General features: G+C 44.8%; 18 protein-coding genes. 8 read left to right on the plus strand and 10 right to left on the minus strand.

The window, feature by feature from the left end; all coding sequences use genetic code 11:
- Positions 1 to 64: 64 nt before the first annotated feature.
- The 3 genes from ACED48_RS18985 to rlmA form a co-directional block, all read right to left on the minus strand.
- Complete coding sequence (locus ACED48_RS18985; RefSeq protein ID WP_017056463.1) at positions 65 to 418, minus strand: hypothetical protein; 354 nt, start codon at positions 416 to 418, stop codon at positions 65 to 67.
- Positions 419 to 692: 274 nt separating this feature from the next.
- Positions 693 to 1652: a ChaN family lipoprotein gene (locus tag ACED48_RS18990; protein ID WP_017056464.1), complete on the minus strand. Its 960-nt coding sequence runs from the start codon at positions 1650 to 1652 to the stop codon at positions 693 to 695.
- A gap of 75 nt (positions 1653 to 1727) precedes the next feature.
- Positions 1728 to 2543: a 23S rRNA (guanine(745)-N(1))-methyltransferase gene (rlmA, locus tag ACED48_RS18995; protein ID WP_017056465.1), complete on the minus strand. Its 816-nt coding sequence runs from the start codon at positions 2541 to 2543 to the stop codon at positions 1728 to 1730.
- A 205-nt stretch (positions 2544 to 2748) separates the two neighbouring features.
- Here rlmA and ACED48_RS19000 point away from each other — a divergent pair, with 205 nt between their 5' ends.
- Positions 2749 to 3723 (plus strand): nucleoside hydrolase, encoded by a 975-nt coding sequence (locus ACED48_RS19000; RefSeq protein WP_017056466.1) that lies wholly within the window; start codon positions 2749 to 2751, stop codon positions 3721 to 3723.
- A gap of 82 nt (positions 3724 to 3805) precedes the next feature.
- Here the strand turns inward: ACED48_RS19000 and ACED48_RS19005 are convergent, their stop codons facing one another.
- The gene (locus tag ACED48_RS19005; protein WP_017056467.1) at positions 3806 to 4690 is read right to left on the minus strand and encodes a D-hexose-6-phosphate mutarotase; all 885 of its coding nucleotides are present in this window, start codon (positions 4688 to 4690) and stop codon (positions 3806 to 3808) included.
- Positions 4691 to 4972: 282 nt separating this feature from the next.
- Positions 4973 to 5968, minus strand: coding sequence for a type I glyceraldehyde-3-phosphate dehydrogenase (gene gap, locus ACED48_RS19010; protein WP_017056468.1), 996 nt, complete (start codon positions 5966 to 5968; stop codon positions 4973 to 4975).
- 319 nt (positions 5969 to 6287) lie between these two features.
- Between gap and msrB the strand changes: the two genes are divergently transcribed.
- A complete protein-coding gene (gene msrB, locus ACED48_RS19015; protein ID WP_077680161.1) occupies positions 6288 to 6725 on the plus strand; it encodes a peptide-methionine (R)-S-oxide reductase MsrB in 438 nt (145 codons plus the stop codon).
- A 147-nt stretch (positions 6726 to 6872) separates the two neighbouring features.
- Here the strand turns inward: msrB and ACED48_RS19020 are convergent, their stop codons facing one another.
- Positions 6873 to 7679 carry a DUF2989 domain-containing protein gene (locus ACED48_RS19020; RefSeq protein WP_017056470.1) on the minus strand — a complete coding sequence of 269 codons (807 nt, stop codon included), beginning with the start codon at positions 7677 to 7679 and terminating at the stop codon, positions 6873 to 6875.
- A gap of 114 nt (positions 7680 to 7793) precedes the next feature.
- Between ACED48_RS19020 and ACED48_RS19025 the strand changes: the two genes are divergently transcribed.
- Entirely contained in the window at positions 7794 to 8075 is a 282-nt protein-coding gene (locus ACED48_RS19025) for a YeaC family protein (RefSeq protein WP_017056471.1), read from the plus strand.
- A 164-nt stretch (positions 8076 to 8239) separates the two neighbouring features.
- Here the strand turns inward: ACED48_RS19025 and ansA are convergent, their stop codons facing one another.
- Positions 8240 to 9256, minus strand: a complete 1017-nt coding sequence (gene ansA, locus ACED48_RS19030; protein ID WP_017056472.1) for an asparaginase — start codon at positions 9254 to 9256, stop codon at positions 8240 to 8242.
- A gap of 110 nt (positions 9257 to 9366) precedes the next feature.
- Positions 9367 to 11217, minus strand: a complete 1851-nt coding sequence (sppA, locus tag ACED48_RS19035) for a signal peptide peptidase SppA (RefSeq protein WP_017056473.1) — start codon at positions 11215 to 11217, stop codon at positions 9367 to 9369.
- Positions 11218 to 11506: 289 nt separating this feature from the next.
- On the opposite strand from sppA, the gene ACED48_RS19040 reads away from it, so the two are divergent.
- The 3 genes from ACED48_RS19040 to ACED48_RS19050 all read left to right on the plus strand — a co-directional run bounded on the left by ACED48_RS19040 (position 11507) and on the right by ACED48_RS19050 (position 16378).
- Positions 11507 to 13516: an NADPH-dependent 2,4-dienoyl-CoA reductase gene (locus tag ACED48_RS19040; protein WP_017056474.1), complete on the plus strand. Its 2010-nt coding sequence runs from the start codon at positions 11507 to 11509 to the stop codon at positions 13514 to 13516.
- A gap of 207 nt (positions 13517 to 13723) precedes the next feature.
- The gene (locus ACED48_RS19045; protein WP_017056475.1) at positions 13724 to 14272 is read left to right on the plus strand and encodes an NAD(P)H nitroreductase; all 549 of its coding nucleotides are present in this window, start codon (positions 13724 to 13726) and stop codon (positions 14270 to 14272) included.
- Between the two features lie 114 nt (positions 14273 to 14386).
- On the plus strand, positions 14387 to 16378 hold the full coding sequence (locus tag ACED48_RS19050) for a DNA topoisomerase III (protein ID WP_017056476.1): 1992 nt from the start codon (positions 14387 to 14389) through the stop codon (positions 16376 to 16378).
- 18 nt (positions 16379 to 16396) lie between these two features.
- On the opposite strand, the gene ACED48_RS19055 is transcribed toward ACED48_RS19050, so the two are convergent.
- Both ACED48_RS19055 and ACED48_RS19060 read right to left on the minus strand, forming a co-directional pair.
- Positions 16397 to 17398: a DUF3080 domain-containing protein gene (locus tag ACED48_RS19055; RefSeq protein ID WP_017056477.1), complete on the minus strand. Its 1002-nt coding sequence runs from the start codon at positions 17396 to 17398 to the stop codon at positions 16397 to 16399.
- 7 nt (positions 17399 to 17405) lie between these two features.
- Complete coding sequence (locus ACED48_RS19060) at positions 17406 to 18092, minus strand: SDR family oxidoreductase (RefSeq protein WP_017056478.1); 687 nt, start codon at positions 18090 to 18092, stop codon at positions 17406 to 17408.
- 261 nt (positions 18093 to 18353) lie between these two features.
- Here ACED48_RS19060 and ACED48_RS19065 point away from each other — a divergent pair, with 261 nt between their 5' ends.
- Positions 18354 to 19274 (plus strand): histone deacetylase, encoded by a 921-nt coding sequence (locus ACED48_RS19065; RefSeq protein ID WP_017056479.1) that lies wholly within the window; start codon positions 18354 to 18356, stop codon positions 19272 to 19274.
- 193 nt (positions 19275 to 19467) lie between these two features.
- Positions 19468 to 21594, plus strand: a complete 2127-nt coding sequence (locus ACED48_RS19070) for a methyl-accepting chemotaxis protein (protein ID WP_017056480.1) — start codon at positions 19468 to 19470, stop codon at positions 21592 to 21594.
- The last annotated feature ends 131 nt before the right edge of the window (positions 21595 to 21725 follow it).

Genomic DNA, 21725 nt, shown 5'->3' on the forward strand with positions numbered 1-21725 from the left:
GTATGTTGTCGTGACGACAAATCGCTTTAATGCAGAGAGGAAGGTGCAGAAACAGAGGGGAAAGTTAGATTAAGGCAAGTAGAATGCCACCCACGGTTGCCGCTGCGGATAAGTATTGCCCAGCTGAATAAGAACCATCGTCCTCTTCTTCAATCTTATCTGGATGATCCATACCTAAAGCGCCATGAGCAAATGACTCAACCTTATCGGTAACGGTCTCGTTTTCAGCTTCGACTTTCTTGGCTTCTTTATCGATTTCTTTAAGTGCAGATAATAGGGCTTTGCCTTCATCAGAAAGCTTGACGGTATTTTGTTCAACCTTAAGCGGTGCAGGCTTTTCAGCTTCAGTGCTTTTAGCTTGTGCATTCATTTTCGAAGGTGAATACAGCTGAGTATTACTCGTTCCTACTGGCGTCATATCGCTCTCCTTACCTATCCTTAAATATAGTATCGGCAGAGGTGTGAAAAACTTGTGCAATTAATCATCGATAGTGATGTTTTTTATTTGCACATTACATTTTCGTCTGCTTGGTTAAATCGTCTATTTACTAAGCAAGTCTTGTGCCGATAAGAATGTTTGATTTAGATAGAGTTAGGATGAATGACGGGAACGTGATCAAGTTTTGACGATGGGCTAATTATCTAGGATTAGCCCATCGACTCTTTAGCTTAGAAGAGTGGATCAACAGACCTTACTCACACTCTAGGCTAGCGCTGCGTTTTGACAGGTGCTTGTATGCCTTCATTCGGTTCTCTTTCTTAACAAAGCGAGCCGGCGGCGAAAGCACTTCAAGCTGATAATCATTGCTATCCGTTGAGATCGCTTCAACCGGGCTGATGATGGCGATTTTCAAATCAGGGTTACGACGTAGAATCGATGCTGCCGTCCCTAAACCACCCTCGGTGTGGAACTTGCCAGCCACATGAATTACTTGTTTATCAGGGTTTGATGCTAGGTAATCCACAATCGACTCAGCCATGGTTTCGTCCCAGGTAACCTGAGCGGCAAACTGCTTTTCTGTTTGCTCTGGCGTGCCGTGGTGCATAGAAGCCATGAACTTTTCTTTGTATGGGCTATCGCCAGTATCCACTTCGGCGGCAATCCATTGGCGTTGCTCGGTCGATAACTGGTCTAGGTAAGGCAATCCTTTACGGCCAATACACTGAACAAATGGCTTTGGTGCATTTGCCGCAATAACATCGACGTCGTTGGCTTTTGCGAACTCAACTAACGCGCGGTAATCACTTTCGTAATTTGGCCAAGCTGCCGCTTGAGACATGAGAGTTTGTTCACCAATTTTGCCGCTTAAGTATTGGTCGAGTGTGGTTTGGTGTTCTCGAGTGAACTGTTCCATTGAAAGCGCAATGTTTGATGTGGCGTTGCGGCGCGCTTTTAAGAAGTCGGTTTGAAAGCGATGGATTGCCGAGTGAGTGTGCCATTCACCAATAAGAACCACATCAGCGTCAATCAACTGCTCAGGTAAAGCATTGAGAGAAAGCGTTTTGCCTTGTGGAGAAGCTAACTGGTAATCATAGAATGTGGAAATGGTTTCCGTTTGCGTGTTAGCCACTTTTTGAGAAGTGCTGTTTGAAGGTTGATTAGCACAAGCCGTGAGCAGGGTAGCTAATCCGATAAGAATAATACGTTGCATGAAATGCCTCCTTGAAGAACACGCATACTAAAGGAGGCAAGATGAGATTTCAATGCAAACGATAATCAATATCAATTAAATATATTTGCGATACACTCTTAGCATAAAGTCTGCTTCACAGTTGAATTGCTCAGCTTCGGTGAGTTGTTGTTTAAACTCCTCAGTCGCTTTCCAAGCAAACGGCGTCATCTGTAGCAGGTCGAATGCATCTGACCCCGATAGTTCCATTACATAGTTTAGTTGCTCTTGGTGCTCAAGCGTAAAACCTTCGATTACTTCTGGATCTTCGTCGTGCAAGCGAACGCCATCATAAATTGCATCACGCAGTTGATACAGGTGTCGGCTAGCTGGTGTCACGGTGATCACCACACCATTATCTTTGATGGTGCGTTGTAACTCTTTAGCCTTGCAAGGCGCATAAATGCGTAGAATGCCGTCTAAGCTGCTTTCAGCAAAGGGTAGGCGATGGCTTGATGCAACTGAGAAGTCGACAGTAGGGTAGCGTTTAGCGGCGTATTTGATAGCAATCTTAGAAATGTCTAGGCCAAAAGTCGCACCATTCTTTTCTTGAAGATTCACAGCAATTTCGTTGGTGTAATACCCTTCACCGCAACCAATATCCAATAGGCTAGGCGCCTCTTCTGGTAGATAGCGAGAACACAATGTCACCACCGCTTGGCGCATTGGGTCATAGTGGTTACCTTCAAGGAAGCGACGACGTGCCTGCATCATCTCTTTGTTGTCACCTGGATCTTTTGAGCGTTTGTGGTGCGCAGGCATCAAATTGACATAGCCTTCTTTCGCTAGGTCGAACTGATGGTTCTTTTCACACTTAAACGTACGATCGTGTTGAGATAAAGGTTGGTGACACAAAGGGCATTGGTAAGTCATGACGCTCTCAGAGGCATAGAGTTGGGCGCAAATTCTACCAAAAAGGTCTGCATCAGGCTAAATAAAAAGACGAAAACATCCGCTCTTAGAGTGATGAGTTTAAGTACTATTTCAATCAAAATCATAGCATTAGGTTTAGATCACGTTTATCTGATTTTTTTATGGGTATCGTTCCCTCCTTCCTACTGTTTAATTAGAAGCTGATATGACAAAGAAAATCATCTTAGACACAGATCCGGGCATCGATGATGCAATGGCAATCCTATTTGCAGAAGCGCACCCGGATATTGACCTGATGGGCATCACCACGGTTTATGGTAATGCGACGATAGACAACGGTACTCGGAATGCTCTCTATTTGAAGCAGAGATTTGGTATGAACGCGCTTGTGGCTAAGGGGACGGATAAACCCTTAATCAGAGATCCCGTTGGAGCCACGGTTGTTGTGCATGGCGAGGAAGGTTTTGGTGATGTAAAAGCGCCAAGTTCGTTAGATGTCACAGCGATTGATAAGCCAGCTTATCAGTTCATTGTCGACAGTGTTAGAGCTGAACCGGGAGAGATTACTCTTGTGGCGGTTGGCCCTCTTACTAACCTCGCACTCGCTCTGGAAGCCGACCCAGAAATTGTTGATTTGGTAAAAGAAGTGGTCGTTATGGGAGGCGCGTTCGGTGAAAATGACCATAGAGGTAATGTAACGCCATTTGCGGAAGCGAATATCCATGATGACCCTCATGCAGCCGACAAGGTATTTACTGCCTCATGGCCTGTTGTGATTATCGGTCTTGATGTTACTGAGGAGAGCTTTTTTACTCGCCAATACCTAGATGATTTGCGAGATGAGGCTGGAGAGGTAGGGCAGTTTATCTGGAATGTCAGCCGTTACTACTTAAAGTTCTATTCCGAAAAAATAGGTATGGAAGGGTGTCATGTTCACGATCCTTCAGCGATTGCTTATGTTATCCAACCATCTCTGTTTACCTGTCGTAGTGGCTCGGTCAGAGTCGTGACTGATGGTCCAGCTGAAGGAATGACGATTCAGAAAGCTGACCAACGTAAATATATGAATGATGAGTGGAGTTCATTCCCCGCACAAAAGGTCGGCGTTCAAGTGGACAACAATACGTTATTGTCACTCTATAGAGAAACTTTAGTTCACTATTCACAGCAGCAAAGCTAATTGATAGCCATCATAGTATTGTTAAAAAGTAGCTGTAAAAAAGGCCGGATGAACCGGCCTTTAAATAGTATTATTGAGTCGCTTACTGAGCGGCAATAACCGTAATCAGTTGGTGGTTTTCGCCAGGCTGTAGCGTTTTTCCTGCTTCTAGGCTTGATGCATGCAGTGTTGATTCTACGCACAGCATGGTTAGGTAACCGTCGTCTTGCATGTCGCCCATACTTGCAGCGCCTTCTGCCCATGGGTTCCATAGTACTGCAGAGTTATGACCGTGGTTTTCAACTGTTAGCGTGCGATCCAGCTTTTTGTCAGCAATATAGATTTGCGCTTCTGGTTGTGTGTAAACGCGGTCAATCGTGTCGGTCAGTACCAGTTCAGCACCGCCTTGGCAGATCTTGCCACCTTGCAGGCTATCAATGTACTCAGCGCCCATGCCAGTGGTCGTTGTGCTGTGGATATCGCCAATATTTAGGTAAGTGTGCAGCGCGCCAGAGAAAGTCCATGGTTGCGAATCTGTGTTCTTCACATCCAAAGTTACTTTTAGTTGATCGCCAATCTCAACGTTCAATCGAGCATCGAATTGATGAGGCCATACTGCCAGAGTCGCTTCGCTAGGTTTCAGACCTAAGCTTACAATCACGCCTGCTTCGCTTTCACGATGCTCAATCAATTGCCACTCACTTGAACGAGCAAAGCCATGTGCAGGTGTTGCAATACGACCAAACCAAGGCCAACATACCGGAATACCGCCACGTAGGGCTGCTTTTCCGTCGAATTTAGCTTGTTGGCTCATCCAAATCAGGTCTTCTTGACCTCGTGGTTGGAATGACACTACATGGCCGCCAAACAGTGAAATCGCTGCGTTCGCTTTATCATGGATAACGCGAACCAGTTTGACACCTTGGTGTTCAACGATAGTGACGTTGTCAGAAAGTACAGTCAGTGCCGGTAGAGTAGATAAATCCATTACATGATCCTTCTAAGGAAATTAAATTCAAATGCTGACTGTAACAACGGTGCTTGTGATTTTATGAGTGACAATCAGAGCCAGTATTGGAATTTAATTTTAGCGTTTTAGCGTTTTAGCTTAAGCTGTAGCGTTTTAATGAGCCAAAGGTATTTTAACGAGCGAAATAAATGCCGTTCAAAAGGTAACAGGTATTAAAAAGGCGACACTAAGGTCGCCTTTTCAAAGTCTGCTCAAAACAGTCTTCGCTAATGCTTATCTAAAGCGATTTCTAAAAAGAAATTACTTAGAGATGTGAGCGATTAGGTCTAGAACTTTGTTTGAGTAACCGATTTCGTTGTCGTACCAAGATACAACTTTAACGAATTTGTCAGTTAGAGCAACACCAGCTTTAGCATCGAATACTGAAGTTTGAGTTTCGCCGATGAAGTCTTGAGAAACAACTTGGTCTTCTGTGTAGCCTAGAACGCCAGCCATTTCGCCTTCAGAAGCTTCTTTCATTGCAGCACAAATTTCTTCGTAAGATGCAGCTTCTTTTAGGTTAACAGTTAGGTCAACTACAGATACGTTAGCAGTTGGTACACGGAAAGCCATACCAGTTAGAAGGCCGTTTAGTTCTGGAAGAACAACGCCTACAGCTTTAGCAGCACCAGTTGAAGATGGGATGATGTTTTGAGAAGCACCACGGCCACCGCGCCAGTCTTTAGCAGAAGGGCCATCTACAGTTTTTTGAGTTGCTGTAGTAGCGTGAACTGTAGTCATAAGACCAGATTCAATGCCCCACTTATCGTTAAGTACTTTAGCGATAGGTGCAAGACAGTTAGTAGTACAAGAAGCGTTAGAAACGATGTCTTGACCTGCGTAAGATGCTTGGTTAACGCCCATTACGAACATTGGAGTTGCATCTTTAGAAGGACCAGTAAGAACAACTTTCTTAGCACCAGCAGTGATGTGCTTACGTGCAGTCTCGTCAGTTAGGAAAAGACCAGTTGCTTCAGCAACTACGTCTACGTCGATAGCATCCCACTTAAGATCTTCTGGGTTACGTTCAGCTGTAACACGTACAGTTTTACCGTTAACGATTAGGTTACCGCCTTCAACTTCAACAGTACCGTTGAAACGGCCGTGAGTTGAGTCGTACTTAAGCATGTATGCCATGTACTCTACGTCGATTAGATCGTTAATACCTACTACTTCGATGTCTGCACGCTCTTGAGCTGCGCGGAATACGAAACGGCCGATACGGCCAAAACCGTTAATACCTACTTTGATAGTCATTGTAGTTGCTCCACAACTTAATTTCTGATTAAAGATAACTGGTAGTAAAATTACAGAATCCAGTATACATCTGCAATAGATAATCCGACTTAACTTGTTTAAAGTCAAAAAAAAGCGCCGCTTTTCTTAACAATTGGGTGTAAGTGGTTGAAAATTGACCATTGCGAATGGCTCTGTACCCTTCCAGTTGGGTAAAATACCTCTAAATGATGATTCATTTATGAGTGTATATGTACAATGTTTTCTAGTGAGAAAGTATGTGCTACAAAATGACTTACATGCAAGCCTTTAAAGAAAAAAGTAAATATAATAAATGAGAATGTGGAGATATATTAACGTGATTCAAAAGGAAGAAAATATGATAAAGCCTGATGAATACTGGCGTGAACGCCTATCAGACGACGAGTTTGCAGTGTGTCGTCAACGTGGTACTGAAGCCCCATATAGCGGTAAGTTACTACACAACCAAGAGACGGGTATCTATAGCTGTACATGCTGCGAAAGCCCTTTGTTTCTGTCGGATAACAAATACGACTCTGGGTGCGGATGGCCTAGTTTTGATGCCCCTGTAACGGATGAAGCCGTACGCTATATAGAAGATCTAAGTCACGGAATGAAGCGTGTAGAGATCCGTTGTGCTGCTTGTGATAGCCATTTAGGTCACGTTTTTCCTGATGGTCCGAAGACAACCGGTGAGCGATTCTGTGTTAATTCGGTGTCGTTAATTTTCAACAAAAATGACAAAAGTACGAAATAACTTGTCACTATTGTTTAATCCTTACAGATCGCATTTGTCGCTTAAGGAACCTTGAACGACTCAGATTACAGAGTTAACTCTAGTACAAATAAAAACAGCTACCATCATGGTAGCTGTTTTTATTTTTAATAAGTGGGAACGGCAAGCTCAATAATTTGGGATTACGGAAGAGCTGTAAACTCCATCTTCAATAGCTTCGACAATTTTATCAGCATCTTTGTTTAACTGTTTGTATTTTGGCTTGGCGAAACGATAAAGAACAGCCAACTCCGCTTCAGATGCTATCGGTACATTAAATTCTTTGGCTACCATTGCCCACACGTACGCTTTTTCCATGTGACCTAGGCTGTGGTTGATGCTGGCCATAGACTTGAAGATTTCAGTATTAACGATTGAACCATTAGATAATGTCAGGGCATTATTGAGCAGTTTTAACGTTTTAGCATGATCTCTCGTGGTATAGAAAGTCGCTAAGGCATACTGCATTTCTGCGGTATTTAAGGCTTCTTTTCCTTCTAACTGTAAGAAACTGCGCCTTGCGCTGATGTCGCCAGTTTGTGACCACAAAAAGTAGAGTGTTTCAGGCGTGTCTGATTGAGCTAGTTCTTCAACAATGCGTTCAGATTCTTCAATGCTGTGCATTAAAGAGGTAAAGCGGCGTTCTTGAAGTTTGGATTGGTCGATAGTCTCGATCTGTGCGGCAAGCTCTAGGCATTTCTTATAGGCAGTGACCAGTTTAAATTCTTTAATCTTATTGGTTTCGGTTGGTTGTTTTTGGACTTCAAATCGATGCCATATAAGGTCGGTACGCGCAACGCGACATTGACCGTCATTCATGTTCAATTGCTCACACTGTAACGCCGGGTTGCTTTGGCACAACTGATCGGTGTTTTTGTTCCCTTCAAGACACCCAACTAAAGTGAGAGGCAATATGCCAACCGCCAACCATTTCATAATTTTCATATTCCTTCACTTGTGATCAAATACACTTATTTTCGGTCAGGTTCTTGACTCAATTCTGTTACGGGTTATTTTCTGGTGAAAATTGTTAAAACTAAGGCTTTTACCATGGATGCAGAACAACTTCTTAGCGCAATGACTCCCGAAGTCTACGAACGTTTAACTTACGCTGTTGAAACGGGTAAATGGCCAGAAGGCACGGTGCTCTCAAAAGAACAGCGCGATTCGTGTATGCAAGCGGTTATGTTATACCAATCTAAACATAACTCTGAAGCTCAACATATGACAATTGCAGCTGGCGGTGAGATGAGTTTTAAATCTAAGTCTGAACTAAAGAAACAGTTTAAATCAGACCAAGAAGATATTGTTAGGGTTAACCCAAATCATTAATCTTAAATTACAACAAAGGGGTGGCACTGTGCCATCCCTTTTATTGTTAAGTTGTTTATTTGTAAGCAATAAAACGACTTAGTTCACGTTAAAACCCTTTGATTATCATCGTTAAACGACAGGATTCACGTCAAGGCCTTGGGCTCAACGACCACTTAACAATCTTATAAGTTCATCTCACCACGTAACACTTGTTGCATCTGAGTCTTCACTTCTTCATAGCTCAAGCTCTGGCTTAATAGATAGTGTAACTTCGCTAATGCCGCTTCTGGGGTCATATCGTAACCACTGATTACACCTGCTTCCGCTAAGGCACAGCCTGTTGCGTAACCCCCCATATTGACTTTACCCGCCAAGCATTGAGTTAAGTTCACCACAATGACACCTCGCTCTGAGGCCTCTTTTAAGTGTTGAAGAAGTTCGGGGTTTTGTGGCGCATTACCGACACCAAAAGTAAGCAGAATCATTGCATTAACTGGTTGCAACAGCGTGTTGCGGATCACTTCGTGTGAGATGCCTGGGTACATTGTGATCACGCCGATAGGTTGCGGAGTAATGTTATGAACCTTAAACGCACCTCTTGGTTGTTCGTTTACTTTTACGTTATTGCTAAGTTGGATGTTGATACCCGCTTCTAGCAATGGGGTCAGGTTTGGGGAAGTAAACGCATTGAAGCCATCAGCGTGTGATTTGGTGCTACGGTTACCACGCATCAACTTGTTGTTGAAGAACAGTGTCACTTCGTTGATAGGGTAATTTGCCGCGATGTGCAGTGCGTTCAGTAGATTGGCTTGTCCATCTGAGCGTAGCTCTGCGAGTGGAATCTGAGAGCCCGTTACAATCACAGGCTTGCCTAGGTTTTCTAACATGAACGACAGCGCAGATGCGGTGTAAGCCATAGTGTCTGTGCCATGCAGGATAACGAAACCATCGTATTTATCGTAGTTCGCTCGGATATCATCAGCGATAGTCTGCCAATCAAGCGGCGTCATATCTGAAGAGTCCATTAACGGAGAGTATTCATGAATGGTGTACTCAGGCATCTCTGGGCGATGGAATTCAGGCATGCCAGCTAACTGCTTATCCATGAAACCTGCGACTGGGACATAACCGTGATCAACAGATTTCTGCATGCCAATAGTACCGCCAGTGTACGCGATATAGATGTGTTTTCTTTCCATAGCGATTAATACTTAGTGTGATATAGGGAACAGGAGGGCAATTATAGCGGATTGTCATGCAATAAAAAGAGGCACCTAACACAGAGGCGCCTCTTGGTTATTGGTTTACCTTATTGAACTTGGCAGTTTAAGCAAAAAGCATAACGGCCTTGTGGGTCGTTAAAGCTGCCTAACAGCTGGCTATCTTGAGCTAACTGCTGAGTAACTGGCTGTAAACTGCTAGGTATCATGGATTGAATATCAAGACCAATCGACATCTGAACTTGATTCATGAATTCTTGAATAAATTGTTCAGTTGCTGAAAGAGGCTCTTCCACCCAGTAAATGTTGTAGGTTTCTAACTCGGCAAGTGAAGCCGCCGCTGCAATCGCATCATCAAAATCACCAATTTCATCGACTAGGCCTCTCTGCATCGCATCTTGACCTGTCCATACTCGACCTTGAGCGATCTCGTCGACGGAACCAATGTCCATGCCGCGATTTTCTCCAACCAAGCTGATGAAACGGCGGTAGCCATTTTCAATGCCCATTTGAAAAGCGTCTTTAGCGCCATCACTTAGTCCTGTCGTAATACCCAGATCGGAGAAGGGTGATGTGCCAACGCCATCAGTGTAAACACCAATGTCATTTAGTCCTTTTTCGAAGGTCGTGATGACGCTGAAGATACCAATCGAGCCAGTTAGTGTGGTTGGTTGAGCTAAGATCTTGTCCGCGCTCATAGAGATCCAATAACCACCAGAAGCGGCAAGGCTAGACATGGACACGACAACAGGTTTGCCTGCTTGTTTGATTGCCTCTATTTCATTACGTATTACTTCTGAAGCAAATGCGCTGCCACCGGGGCTATCTACTCGAAGTACGACGGCTTTCACTTTGTCGTCGTTACGAGCTTGGCGAAGTAGTGCGGCAGTCGTGTCCCCACCAACCGTACCACGTGGTTGCTTACCATCCATAATGGCACCACTGGCAACAATTACAGCAACATCATGCGATTCACTTGTTAGGTCTGGAAGCATCGTTGCACGGTATTCGTAGTAGCCAAGCGCGTTGTAGCTGTCTTGACCATCGCTGCCAAACACGTCTGCAAGTTTGAGTCGTACTTGCTGGCGAGTCGCTAGCTCATCAATTAAGCCAAGCTTTTCTGCCAGTTTTGCGATATCACCGTCTACTGACTCAAGGTCTTCCAAGAATGATTCCATGCTTGGGTTTAGAGTTTTAGCATCTATTTGGCGATTGTTGGTCACGTCATCGACGTATGCACCCCACAGTTGGCCTAGCCAACGTGATGCTGACTCTTTGGAAGCATCTGACATGTCGTCACGAATAAAAGGCTCGATTGCAGACTTGTAAGTGCCTACTCGGAACACATGTGTGTTCACGTCTAGCTTCTCTAATAAGGTTTTGTAATAAAGTGAATAAGCGCTGTAGCCTTTAAGAAGGACACCACCATCTGGCGACAAGAATACTTTAGTCGCGTAGCTCGCTAGGTAGTATTGGCTCTGGTTGTAAAAGTCACCTACCGCATAAATCGGCTTACCAGCTGCTTTGAACTCGTTCAGTGCCTTAGCAATGTAACGAAGCTTGGTTAGATTGGTTTCTGGTAGCTCTTTAAGCGCTAACACAATGCCCGTTACGTTTTCATCGTCTTTGGCGTAGCGAATCGTTTCAACAATATCAAACAGTACGTTTTCTTTCGGAAAGTCTTTACCAAGCAATGACCCTGTTACGGAGTCCATCGGGTTGATATAACGGCTTTGTTCTACAATTGGACCCGATAGGTTAAGTACTAAAGCCGATTGTTGTGGAACGACCGGCTTAGTCGTAGTCGAGTGGAAGTATACAAAGTAAATGATGGCGATACTGAGTAAAAAGATGATGTTAACAAGCGCAAGACGCACAAACGTAATGAGCTTCCAAATCCCTTTAAAAATCATACCGATAAATTTGAATATTTTTTTCATTCTTTCTCCACGGTGAGATAACGTTGCCCGAACAAGCCGTAAACCATTAATCTCATAATATTAAGCTGCTTATTATCCTACGATAATTCCCAAGCTCAAACTACACCAAGAATAGTTTATCGATATATATTCTCATTAAGTATAGGGTCTATTGACCTTTAGAGTTGGCTTTTGAAGCATTAAAATTCAAAGCACTATGATCGGTGTTACAAAAATGTAAACGGCTGTTTGAACTTTTGATGATTGAACTATAGTGTGGTCAGACCACAAGGATAAAATAATAGAAGTGATGTCTGCCATGTACCCACATTTACTTGAACCGCTCGATCTTGGATTTACTCAGTTACGTAACCGTGTATTGATGGGATCAATGCACACAGGTTTAGAAGAAAATAAAGAAGGCCTACACAAACTCGCCGCGTTTTATGAAGAGCGAGCAAAAGGAGGCGTTGGTCTTATTGTTACCGGTGGTTTCTCTCCTAATTTACGTGGCAGATTGACCCCATTTAGTGCTGAATTCAGCAAGGTTAAACACGCAAAAGCGCATCAAGTTGTTACCGAAGCCGTACACAAACATGGTGGTAAAATTGCGCTTCAGTTATTACATGCTGGTCGCTATGCCATGCATCCATTCGCGCAAAGTGCTTCGGGCATCAAAGCGCCAATCGCTAAGTTTGCACCGAGTGAGATGAGCCCTCGTCAAATTAGGAAAACTATTGATGCCTTTGCGAACAGTGCTGAGCTAGCTCAAGTCGCTGGTTACGACGGCATTGAAATCATGGGCTCTGAAGGTTACTTAATTAACCAATTCATCTGTAAACGTACCAACATGCGTTACGACGAATGGGGCGGTTCTTATGAGAAGCGTATGCGTTTCCCGCTGGAGATTGTTAAATCGATCCGTGAGGCGGTGGGTGATGACTTTATTATTATTTTCCGACTGTCGATGCTGGATTTGGTTGAGCAAGGCAGCACCTTTGAAGATGTTGTTCTACTGGCTCAAAAGCTAGAAGAAGCCGGCGTGACCATTATCAATACCGGTATCGGTTGGCACGAAGCGCGCATTCCTACCATCGCGACGCAAGTACCACGAGGCGCGTTCTCTTGGGTGACGGAAAAAGTGAAACCATACGTATCGATTCCAGTGGTGACTTGTAACCGGATCAACACGCCAGAAGAGGCTGAACGCATCCTCAGTTCAGGACAGGCCGACATGGTTTCAATGGCGCGTCCTTTCTTGGCGGACCCGGACTTTGTTAATAAAGCCGCTCAAGACCAAGCGCAGTTCATCAATACCTGTATCGGTTGTAACCAAGCTTGTCTTGATAACGTGTTTAAGGGTAAACGCGCGAGCTGTTTGGTTAACCCACGCGCTTGTTACGAAACCGAAATTGTTGTGCAACCAGCTCAAGCGACTAAGACTATTGCGGTTGTCGGCGCAGGCCCTGCAGGCTTAGCGTGTGCGACGACCTTAGCGCAGCGTGGACACAAGGTTGACTTGATTGAGAAAAATGACCGTATCGGCGGCCAGTTTAGATTGGCCATGCAGATCCCAGGTAAAGAAGAGTTTAGAGAAACCATTCGTTACTTTGCTAACCAAATCGATGCATCAGGCGTCAATTTAAAACTGGATACCGAAGCGACGTTCGAGATGTTGTTGAAGTACGATGAAGTGGTGATGGCAGCAGGTGTAGAACCAAGAAAGCTCGATATTGAAGGCATTGACCAAGAAAACGTGGTTGATTACCAAACCTTGATTCGCGATAAGACACCAGTAGGAAAAAAGGTCGCAATTGTTGGTGCTGGTGGTATCGGTATTGATGTGGCAACTATGCTGACAGAGCCGACTTCACATAGCTTGGATGACTGGCTGCATGAGTGGGGCATCGATAAGAACATGGAACACCCAGGCGGGCTTTATCCTTACCCTGATTCGTTCAGCGATAAAACGGTGTGGGTTATGCAGCGTAAAGAAGGTCGTGTTGGTAAAGGCCCGGGTAAAACGACGGGCTGGATTCATAAACGTACGCTAGAAAAACGAGGTGTGAACCTACTTGGCGGCGTGAGCTACAATAAAATTGATGACCAAGGTCTGCATATCAGCGTTGGTAAAAAAGACCAAGTGTTGGATGCCGATTCCGTTGTTGTGTGTGCAGGCCAAGTATCGGTTCGACCATTTGAAGGCATGTGGCAAGAGTTTGGTGGCAAACTGCACGTGATAGGCGGTGCCGATTATGCCGGTGAGCTGGATGCCGTACGTGCAATTCGTCAAGGTGTTGAGCTAGCTATCAAGTTATAGAATCAGCTATCAAACTGTAATTTTATCGGCAGATATTGTTACTTAATATGCTGAGTTAGATTTTGAACAAGGCTCCTAGGTCATAGATTTAGGAGCCTTTATTGTTTCTAATCTAGGTTAAAGAGACAGTCGTTGAGATTTATTATCGTTTGTATTCTGTGCTAAAGTTCAAGTATATAAATAATAAAGAAATAGTAAGGACTTCAAATGGATGCTTTGGATCTATTGCTCAACCGACGCTCTATCGCAAAACTCTCTGATCCGGCACCTGAAGGTGTCGCGTTAGAAAATATAATCAAAGCGGGCTTACGTGCTCCTGACCATGGCGCACTAACACCTTGGCGCTTTGTTATCGCGCAAGGTTCAGGCCTACAAAAGCTTTCAGACATCTTGGTGCGCGCCGCTGAAGCGGACGAAAGCGAAGAAGCGGTGATCGAGAAAGTAAAGAAAGCCCCGTTCCGAGCTCCTATGGTGATCACCGTGATTGCTAAAGTGACTGAGCACGAGAAAGTGCCCGCGATCGAACAACACCTTTCTGCTGGTTGTGCTGCGCAAGCCATGCAAATGGCCGCAGTCGCACAAGGTTTTCAAGGTTTTTGGCGCTCAGGGAAATGGATGTTCCATCCAGAAGTTCGCCAAGCATTTGGCCTAGAAGGCGATGACGAAATTGTTGGTTTCTTATATTTGGGTACTCCGGGTTGTACGCCAATGAAAGTGCCAGAGCGTGAATTCTCAAAGTTCGTCGAGTTCTTATAAAGAACATTGAAGCTGAATAGTGGAATGCTAACTGTATAAACAACCAGTTTTCCTTGATTTCTAGGGGCCACATTAGATAATGTGGCCCTAATTGTTTGTAGTATCTGGAAAAACATGTCTCGCCTTATTATTGCTGAAAAACCAAGCCTAGGCCGCGCGATCGCCGCCGCTCTACCGAATCCACAGAAGAAAGACCAAGGGTTTATCAAATGTGGTAATGGGGATGTGGTGACTTGGTGTATTGGACACTTATTGGAGCAGGTTGAGCCGGATGCTTATGACGACCGCTATAAAAAATGGAACTTGGCCGATCTTCCTATCGTGCCAGAGCAGTGGCAATTAAGACCGCGTAAGACTTCAAGCAAACAGCTTACGGTGATCCGAAAGCTAGTGAAGGACGCGACACAAATTGTTCACGCTGGCGACCCGGATAGAGAAGGGCAGCTGCTGGTTGATGAAGTGATTGACTACTGCAAGGTGTCCAAGGCCAAGAAAGAGTCGATGGACAGGCTGCTGATTAGTGACTTGAACTTGCCAGCGGTAAAGCGAGCGCTCTCTCAAATGCGCAGCAACCGTGATTTTATTCCACTGTCTATTTCGGCTTTAGCACGCTCTAGAGCTGATTGGTTGTATGGAATGAACATGACTCGCGCCTATACCTTGCTAGGTCAAAAAGCCGGTTATCAAGGCGTATTGTCGGTAGGGCGAGTACAAACTCCAGTGCTTGGTTTGGTGGTGAGACGAGATGAAGAGATCGAAAACTTCATTCCGAAAGATTACTTCACTTTGCATGCGCTGATCCCTTATCAAAACAACGGCCAGAGCTTTGATATTCGTGCTCGTTGGAAACCAAGCGAAGCATGTAAGCCGTGGCAAGACGAAGAAGGCCGAGTGCTCAATCGAAAGTTGGTTGAAAATGTCGCTCAGCGAATTGCGAATCAACCTGCAACCGTGACGGAATCAGAGCAGAAGCAAAGCAAACAAGCCGCGCCGCTTCCTTATTCGTTGTCTGCGTTGCAGATTGATGCGTCTAAACGTTTTGGCATGAGTGCTCAGCAGGTATTAGACACTTGTCAGTCTTTGTACGAGAAACACAAGCTCATCACTTACCCGCGTTCTGATAGCCGCTATCTTCCTAAAGAACATTACTCGCAGCGAGAGTCGATAGTGGATGCCATCGCTAACAATGCGAAAGAGCTGCAAAGTGGTGCTCAAGGCGTAGATCTTTCACTGAAATCAAAAGCGTGGAACGACAGCAAGGTCGATGCTCACCACGCGATTATTCCTACTCCGAAGAAATCATCGGTGAATGGTTTGTCTGCCAATGAAATGAAAATCTATCAACAAGTCGCTCGCCAGTATCTAATGCAATTCTACCCACCTGCTATTTTTGCCGATGCCAAGTTAGTCTTTGATATTGCTGGTGGTGTGTTTATCGCAAAAGGGCGTCAGCTTATCAATCCCGGTTGGAAAGTGTTGATGGGTAAAACAGATACCGAAGATAAAGGTGATGGCACGGATACGGTGCCTCCGTTAGACAAAGGAACCGTACTGACCTGTCGTGAAGGTGTGATTGGCGATAAGAAAACCGAACCGCCAAAGCACTTCACCGAAGCGACCTTGCTACAAGCAATGACTGGTATCGCGCGCTTTGTCGCAAACAAAGACCTGAAAGCCATTTTGAAAGAGACCGACGGCCTTGGTACTGAAGCAACCCGTGCAGGCATTCTAGATACTCTTTTCAAAAGACAGCTGCTAACGCGCCAAGGTAAGAGCATTCATAGTAGCCCTGCGGGTAGAGGCTTGATTCATGCCCTACCTGAGGATTCTACCTTTCCAGACATGACGGCACACTGGGAACACCAATTGCAAGGCATGGCTGAGCGCAACCAAGCGTATCAACCTTTTATGCAAGCGTTGGAAAGCAAGATTGATGGTTTGATGGGCAAGGTAAAAACAGGTGAAGTCCCTGAGTCTCTGCGTCATCTTCCTAAAGTCGAAAGACCAGCTTTTAAACGTCGTAAGGGCGGTGGTGCGAAGTCTTATGCCAACAAAGGTACGTATGCTAAGAAAGGCACTTCCGCTAAAAAGGGCACTAAAAGCTGAGACTTATTGAGTTAAAACTTAACGTCCAACCTTGCGCCCACAACGCTTAAACAGCTGCTGCCAATAATCCACATGGCGACGAGTTGAGACGCGAAAGGCTTGATGTGCATCTTGAATGGGAAAGTAATAACTGTGTAGGTCAGCTTGCGCGTCAAACATCCCTAGTTGCGGGGCTAACTGCTGATAGTAGCTATCGAGTTGCGCCATGTAGGGCTGAACCTTGCCAATGTATTGTTGATCGAACACATTGTTGAGATAACGGAACTTAGTGGTGTCTCGTTGTTTCCCGCAGATGATATTGGCATCAAAGGTTGTCAGCTGTTTGGTGATGGTATTGAGCTCAACCGAGGCATGAGCGAGCGAGTAGTACAAATCTCCAAGCGTTGAACTCTTCTCCAATACTTCTTGAACCTCAGTGGTTTTGCCGGAAACGAGCGGAATGTTTAACACTTGATTGATATGTTGTAAGGCATCACTGGTTTGTCGTACCTGATCGCCGATATCAGCGCGTACCCACTGACTACCCCGCATTTGTGACTGCATCGCATCACTGGCATAGATGAGATTCCATTGGTGCAATGGAAACTGTGCGAGTTTCTGTTGCTCAATTTCTTTGAGTAATTCTACGATCTCTGGGTTTAATTCATTACTGGATAAACATTTACCCACATCTGCAAGTAGCGCGACTTGATAATCGTAATTACGAAACTGATCCGCGACCTTGCCCAGAACCGAATTTCTTTCTGCAATCAGATTGAACAATCCACACTGGCGAAGCTGATAGCTGTCGATGAGACCGATAGAGAGTGTGGGCACGTCAAGCAGCAGTTCTCGTTTTCTCGGTAGGCTTTCAAACTCCCAATCCTCTTTGAGTTCTTCAGCATCTTGTACTCTGGCTATCTTGGTTTGGTAGTCGTCGAACAAGTCGCCGGGGCCATCACTGAAACAGCCAGCTAGCATCACTGTTAGACAAAACAGCGTTGAGTGCTTAACTAGGTTTGAGAGATGCCCTGTATTCATCTGTGGATTACCAGTCTATTTCGCTGCCATCGAAATTGAAGAAGTGACCACTCACTTCGGTATTCGCTGACTCGATGACTTTTATAAGACCAGAAGCTGAGGTGTCGGTGTCGATCAGAGCATTAGGGCCTCCCATTTCAGTCTGTACCCAGCCTGGATGAAGTGCTAACACCGTAAAGCCATTCTCGGTTAAGTCGTTGCTTAGGCTCTTCACCACGGAGTTTAGAGCGGCTTTGGAGGAGCGATAGATATAACCGCCGCCTGAGGTGTTCTCGGTCATACTGCCGACTCTAGAGGATAAACAAGCGACCTTTTTGATATCGCTGTGTTCTAATAAAGGCAATAGCGTTTCGACAAGTTTCAGCGGAGCAATGGTGTTGACTTCGAATACACGACGCCACTCTTCAACATCGGTATTACCCAGCCCATAGCCTTTAGGACCATAGTAGCCAGCATTGTTAATCAAGACATCAATCGACGGAATTTGAGAGGAGAGTTGGCTCACCGCTTGGTAATCGGTTATCTCTAATTGAATACAGGTCAGGTTGGTGTTGTGCTCTGCGAGTGAGAGCAGTTCTTTTGCTGAATTGGCATCACGGTAAGTCGCGTACACCTTGTGATTACCTTTTAAGTATTGTTGAGTCAGGCTTAAGCCAATGCCGCGGTTCGCCCCAGTAATAAAAATAACGCTCATGGTGATTCCTTTTCAGTTCAATTAGTTAAGTTTGATGGCTTAACACGAGAAAATCAACGCTCCACCAACTGGCCATTAGCATTCCTATAAAAATCATTACTGCTGCTACTGAGCCGCAGATCACCCCAAAGATGAGTATTAGGTTTTTCATTGTTGCCTTTGAAATGCATTGTGGATAATGATAATTGTTATCATTAATTAAGGTTGTCGCCAAGTCTGAGGCTGTTATGATTTTAAGAAAGATACGCAATTAACTTGATTATGATTCCTTTAATTTACCACCCAATCTATTCGCAATTACCTTTACCTGAAGGTCATCGTTATCCGATTAACAAATATCAGTTGTTACACAGTGCAGTTAAGGTGCTAATGGATAGCAGTCCACTATGGAACAGCAAGTTTGAAGTGTTCCAGCCCACGCCGGTTTCGGTTGACCAAGTAAAACAGGTTCACGATAGCGAGTATGTGGATTTGCTTGTTTCTGGAAATCTACCCGCAGCAAAGATGAGACGCATCGGCTTCCCGTGGAGTGAGTCACTTATTGAAAGAACGCTCTATTCTAGCGGTGGAACCTGCTTGACCGCGGAAATGGCGATAGAGTGCGGTTTAGCGATTCATTTGAGTGGTGGTTATCATCACGCGCATCATGACTTTGGAAGCGGTTTTTGTTTGTTGAACGATTTGGTGTTGGCGGCAAAGCACGCCTTGACCTTTGAGCACATAGATAAGGTGCTGATCGTTGATAGTGACGTACACCACGGTGACGGCACTGCGACGCTTTGCCAAGAGAATGACGACATCATTACTTTGTCGTTCCACTGCGACAAAAACTTCCCGGCACGAAAACCGCTATCTGATTTAGATGTGCCATTAAGCCGTGAAACCGAAGATGAAGAGTTTCAGCGCTGTTTCGCACAAGTCACCAAACTGGCAATTGCTCATCACCAACCGGATCTCATCATTTATGATGCGGGTATCGATATCCATCAAGACGATGAACTGGGTTATTTGAATGTTTCCACACAAGGGATATTTGAACGTGACTGCTTCATGATCGGCTTAGCGAAATCAGAATCTATTCCGATGGCCTGCGTAGTCGGTGGCGGATATCGAACTCAACATCAAGATTTGGTGCCGATTCACATGCAGTTATTGAAAGCGGCTTATCATGTTTACGATTAGCTTCAAATTAACTGCTGAAAGCGCATTAAAAAGAGGATTTTGAAGAAGCGCCTGTTGCACCAAAAAAGACATGGCTTGCACCATAGCTATACATATAAAGTACTTTTTTATTAATTAGTTACGTATTCGTGTGATTAATTATGGTCTGTAAATTGCTTTACCCTATGTGAATATAAAAACACAAGGGATGTACATGAACCTGAAGGATAAGGAACGCAGTTGGCTTAATTGGTTTGGCGCAACAGGGAAACTGGCAATGCGCAGGGCTTGTCTCCTAAACCGAAGTAGGGCGGAAGAGCTTGAGCAAACATTTGAAAGTATCGCTCATACTCGAGTTCAACTTCTTCATAATTGGGTGAAGAACCAATGGGGTTTTTTAGAGGACTCTGCCGTTTATTTAGCAAGTAGAACAGAAGAGCAAGCTGAAGGTACATTGTCGAGTCTTCTTAAGCGCAGCACGGACTTTTCTGAATTGGCGATTGTCGATTCGAAAGGCGTTGCGCAAGCATCGAGTTATCACGACCATATCGGAGTAGCTCTCGCAGATAAGAAAGCTTTAGTCGAAGGGACATCAAAGCGTTATCTACATGGCCCGTATATGGATCCACGCACGTTGAATGTAGGGGCATCGAGTTCATCGTTTCATGATCAAGTCACGCTGATGTTTTATGTCCCCTTTTCTCGGGACGAAGGGACACAGCTGTTTTTATGTGGTCGTGTTCCAAATGATGTCATTGGTGACATTATTCAAAGAGAAGCGGGGCATATTTATAGTGAGTCGGGTGACAACTATATCTTTATGGTCGACTCTATTCATGATCCTCACATTCAGCCGGGTGTGGCGCTCTCTCGCTCTCGCTTTGAAGACAATACCTTTTCACACGGTGAGAACTTAAAACAAGGGATTCATACTGATTGGGGAACGGTTAAGATCCAGCAACACACCGAATTTGAGATTCGTTTTACGGACCCCGCCACCAATCAACTTCACCCTGGCGTAAGAGAAACCATCAAAAATGGTAGTAACCTGTTTATCGGTTACTCGGGGTATTCCGACTATCGCCACATACCGGTTATCGGCAAAGGTATCACTTTTCAACTGGATGGCTCATCTGACACTTTTGGTATGATGTGTGAATCCGACTTAGAAGAGGTCTACAGAGACCGAAGTCTAAGCTACACCTTATCTAAACACTTTATCAGCTGCATGTTACTGCCTCTATTTTTTCCATTACTGCTTGCTAATTTCTATACGCTCACTCCTTTGATGCAAAGCGGTGTTATGTTTGCTTGCGCTGGTCTCGCCCTTGGTTTATTCCGTTTCGTGAGTGCTAAGCCGTTAGCGAATAAAATTCACGAAATGACCGGGGTGATGCGAACCTTAGCCGAAGGTGATGGCAACTTAAGTCGGAGACTTGACCCAACCACATTCAGTCATAATGAACTTGGTAATTTAGGACGCTGGACTAACAGCTTTATCGACAATTTAGACAGCACAGTTAGTGAATTGATTCATGCCAGCCACGAAGTAAGGGAAGTGTCGGAATCTATGTTTCGTCGCAGTGTCGTGATGAAGCAAACCAGTGATGATGCATCACAAGCGTTAAGCAATATGCTTCAGTTGAGTCAGCATCAACAGAGTGAAATTACTCATGCGAGTGTCTCAGCAACGCAAATGGATACGGTGATGAAACAAGCCGTCCTGAGCGCGGAAAAGGAATACAAACAGTCTGTCGAAGGCATGGAGATTGTTCGCAATATCGTAGAAAGCTCGGCGCATAGCGTGAATGAGGTGAATAATGAAATGACCAAGGTGTCTGACATTATAGATATCATTACTGACATTACCGCGCAGACTAACCTTTTGGCCTTGAATGCGGCCATCGAGTCGGCAAGAGCAGGTGAACACGGGAGAGGGTTCTCTGTCGTCGCTTCTGAAGTAAGAACTCTGGCTGATCGTACTTCGCAAGCCGCTAACCATATTAGTGACCTAATGAAAGAGCTGCATAGTAAGTCTCGCAGTGCTGTTGAGTCCATGGAGCGAGGTGTTGAGAATGTGAGTAAAGGAAACTTAACAGTCGACTCAAACGCCCGCAGTGAACAAATTCAAGCAGCGGTGGCTGACCTCTTTACGACGATGTCTAACCTAGATGAAAACAGTCAGCAGAATGGAAAAACGGCAGATAAAGCCCAAAACTCAATCTCTGATCTACAGTTGTCCACGAAACAACTTGCACGCCGAGTTTCGTTAATGGGCAATGCACTAAGCCGCTTAGATCAATTGATTGGGCGCTTTGAAGTGAGCCGAAAGGTGGCGTAGTGAAAAGACTGTGTAAGCCCGATACGTAAACTTCAGATACAAAAAAGCCGCTGATTTCTCAGCGGCTTTTTTTAATGTGGTGGAGGGATAGGGATTTGAACCCTAGAACCGCTATTAACGGTTGCCGGTTT

The organism is Vibrio sp. 5S239 (assembly GCF_041439575.1).
GTDB lineage: Bacteria > Pseudomonadota > Gammaproteobacteria > Enterobacterales > Vibrionaceae > Vibrio > Vibrio kanaloae.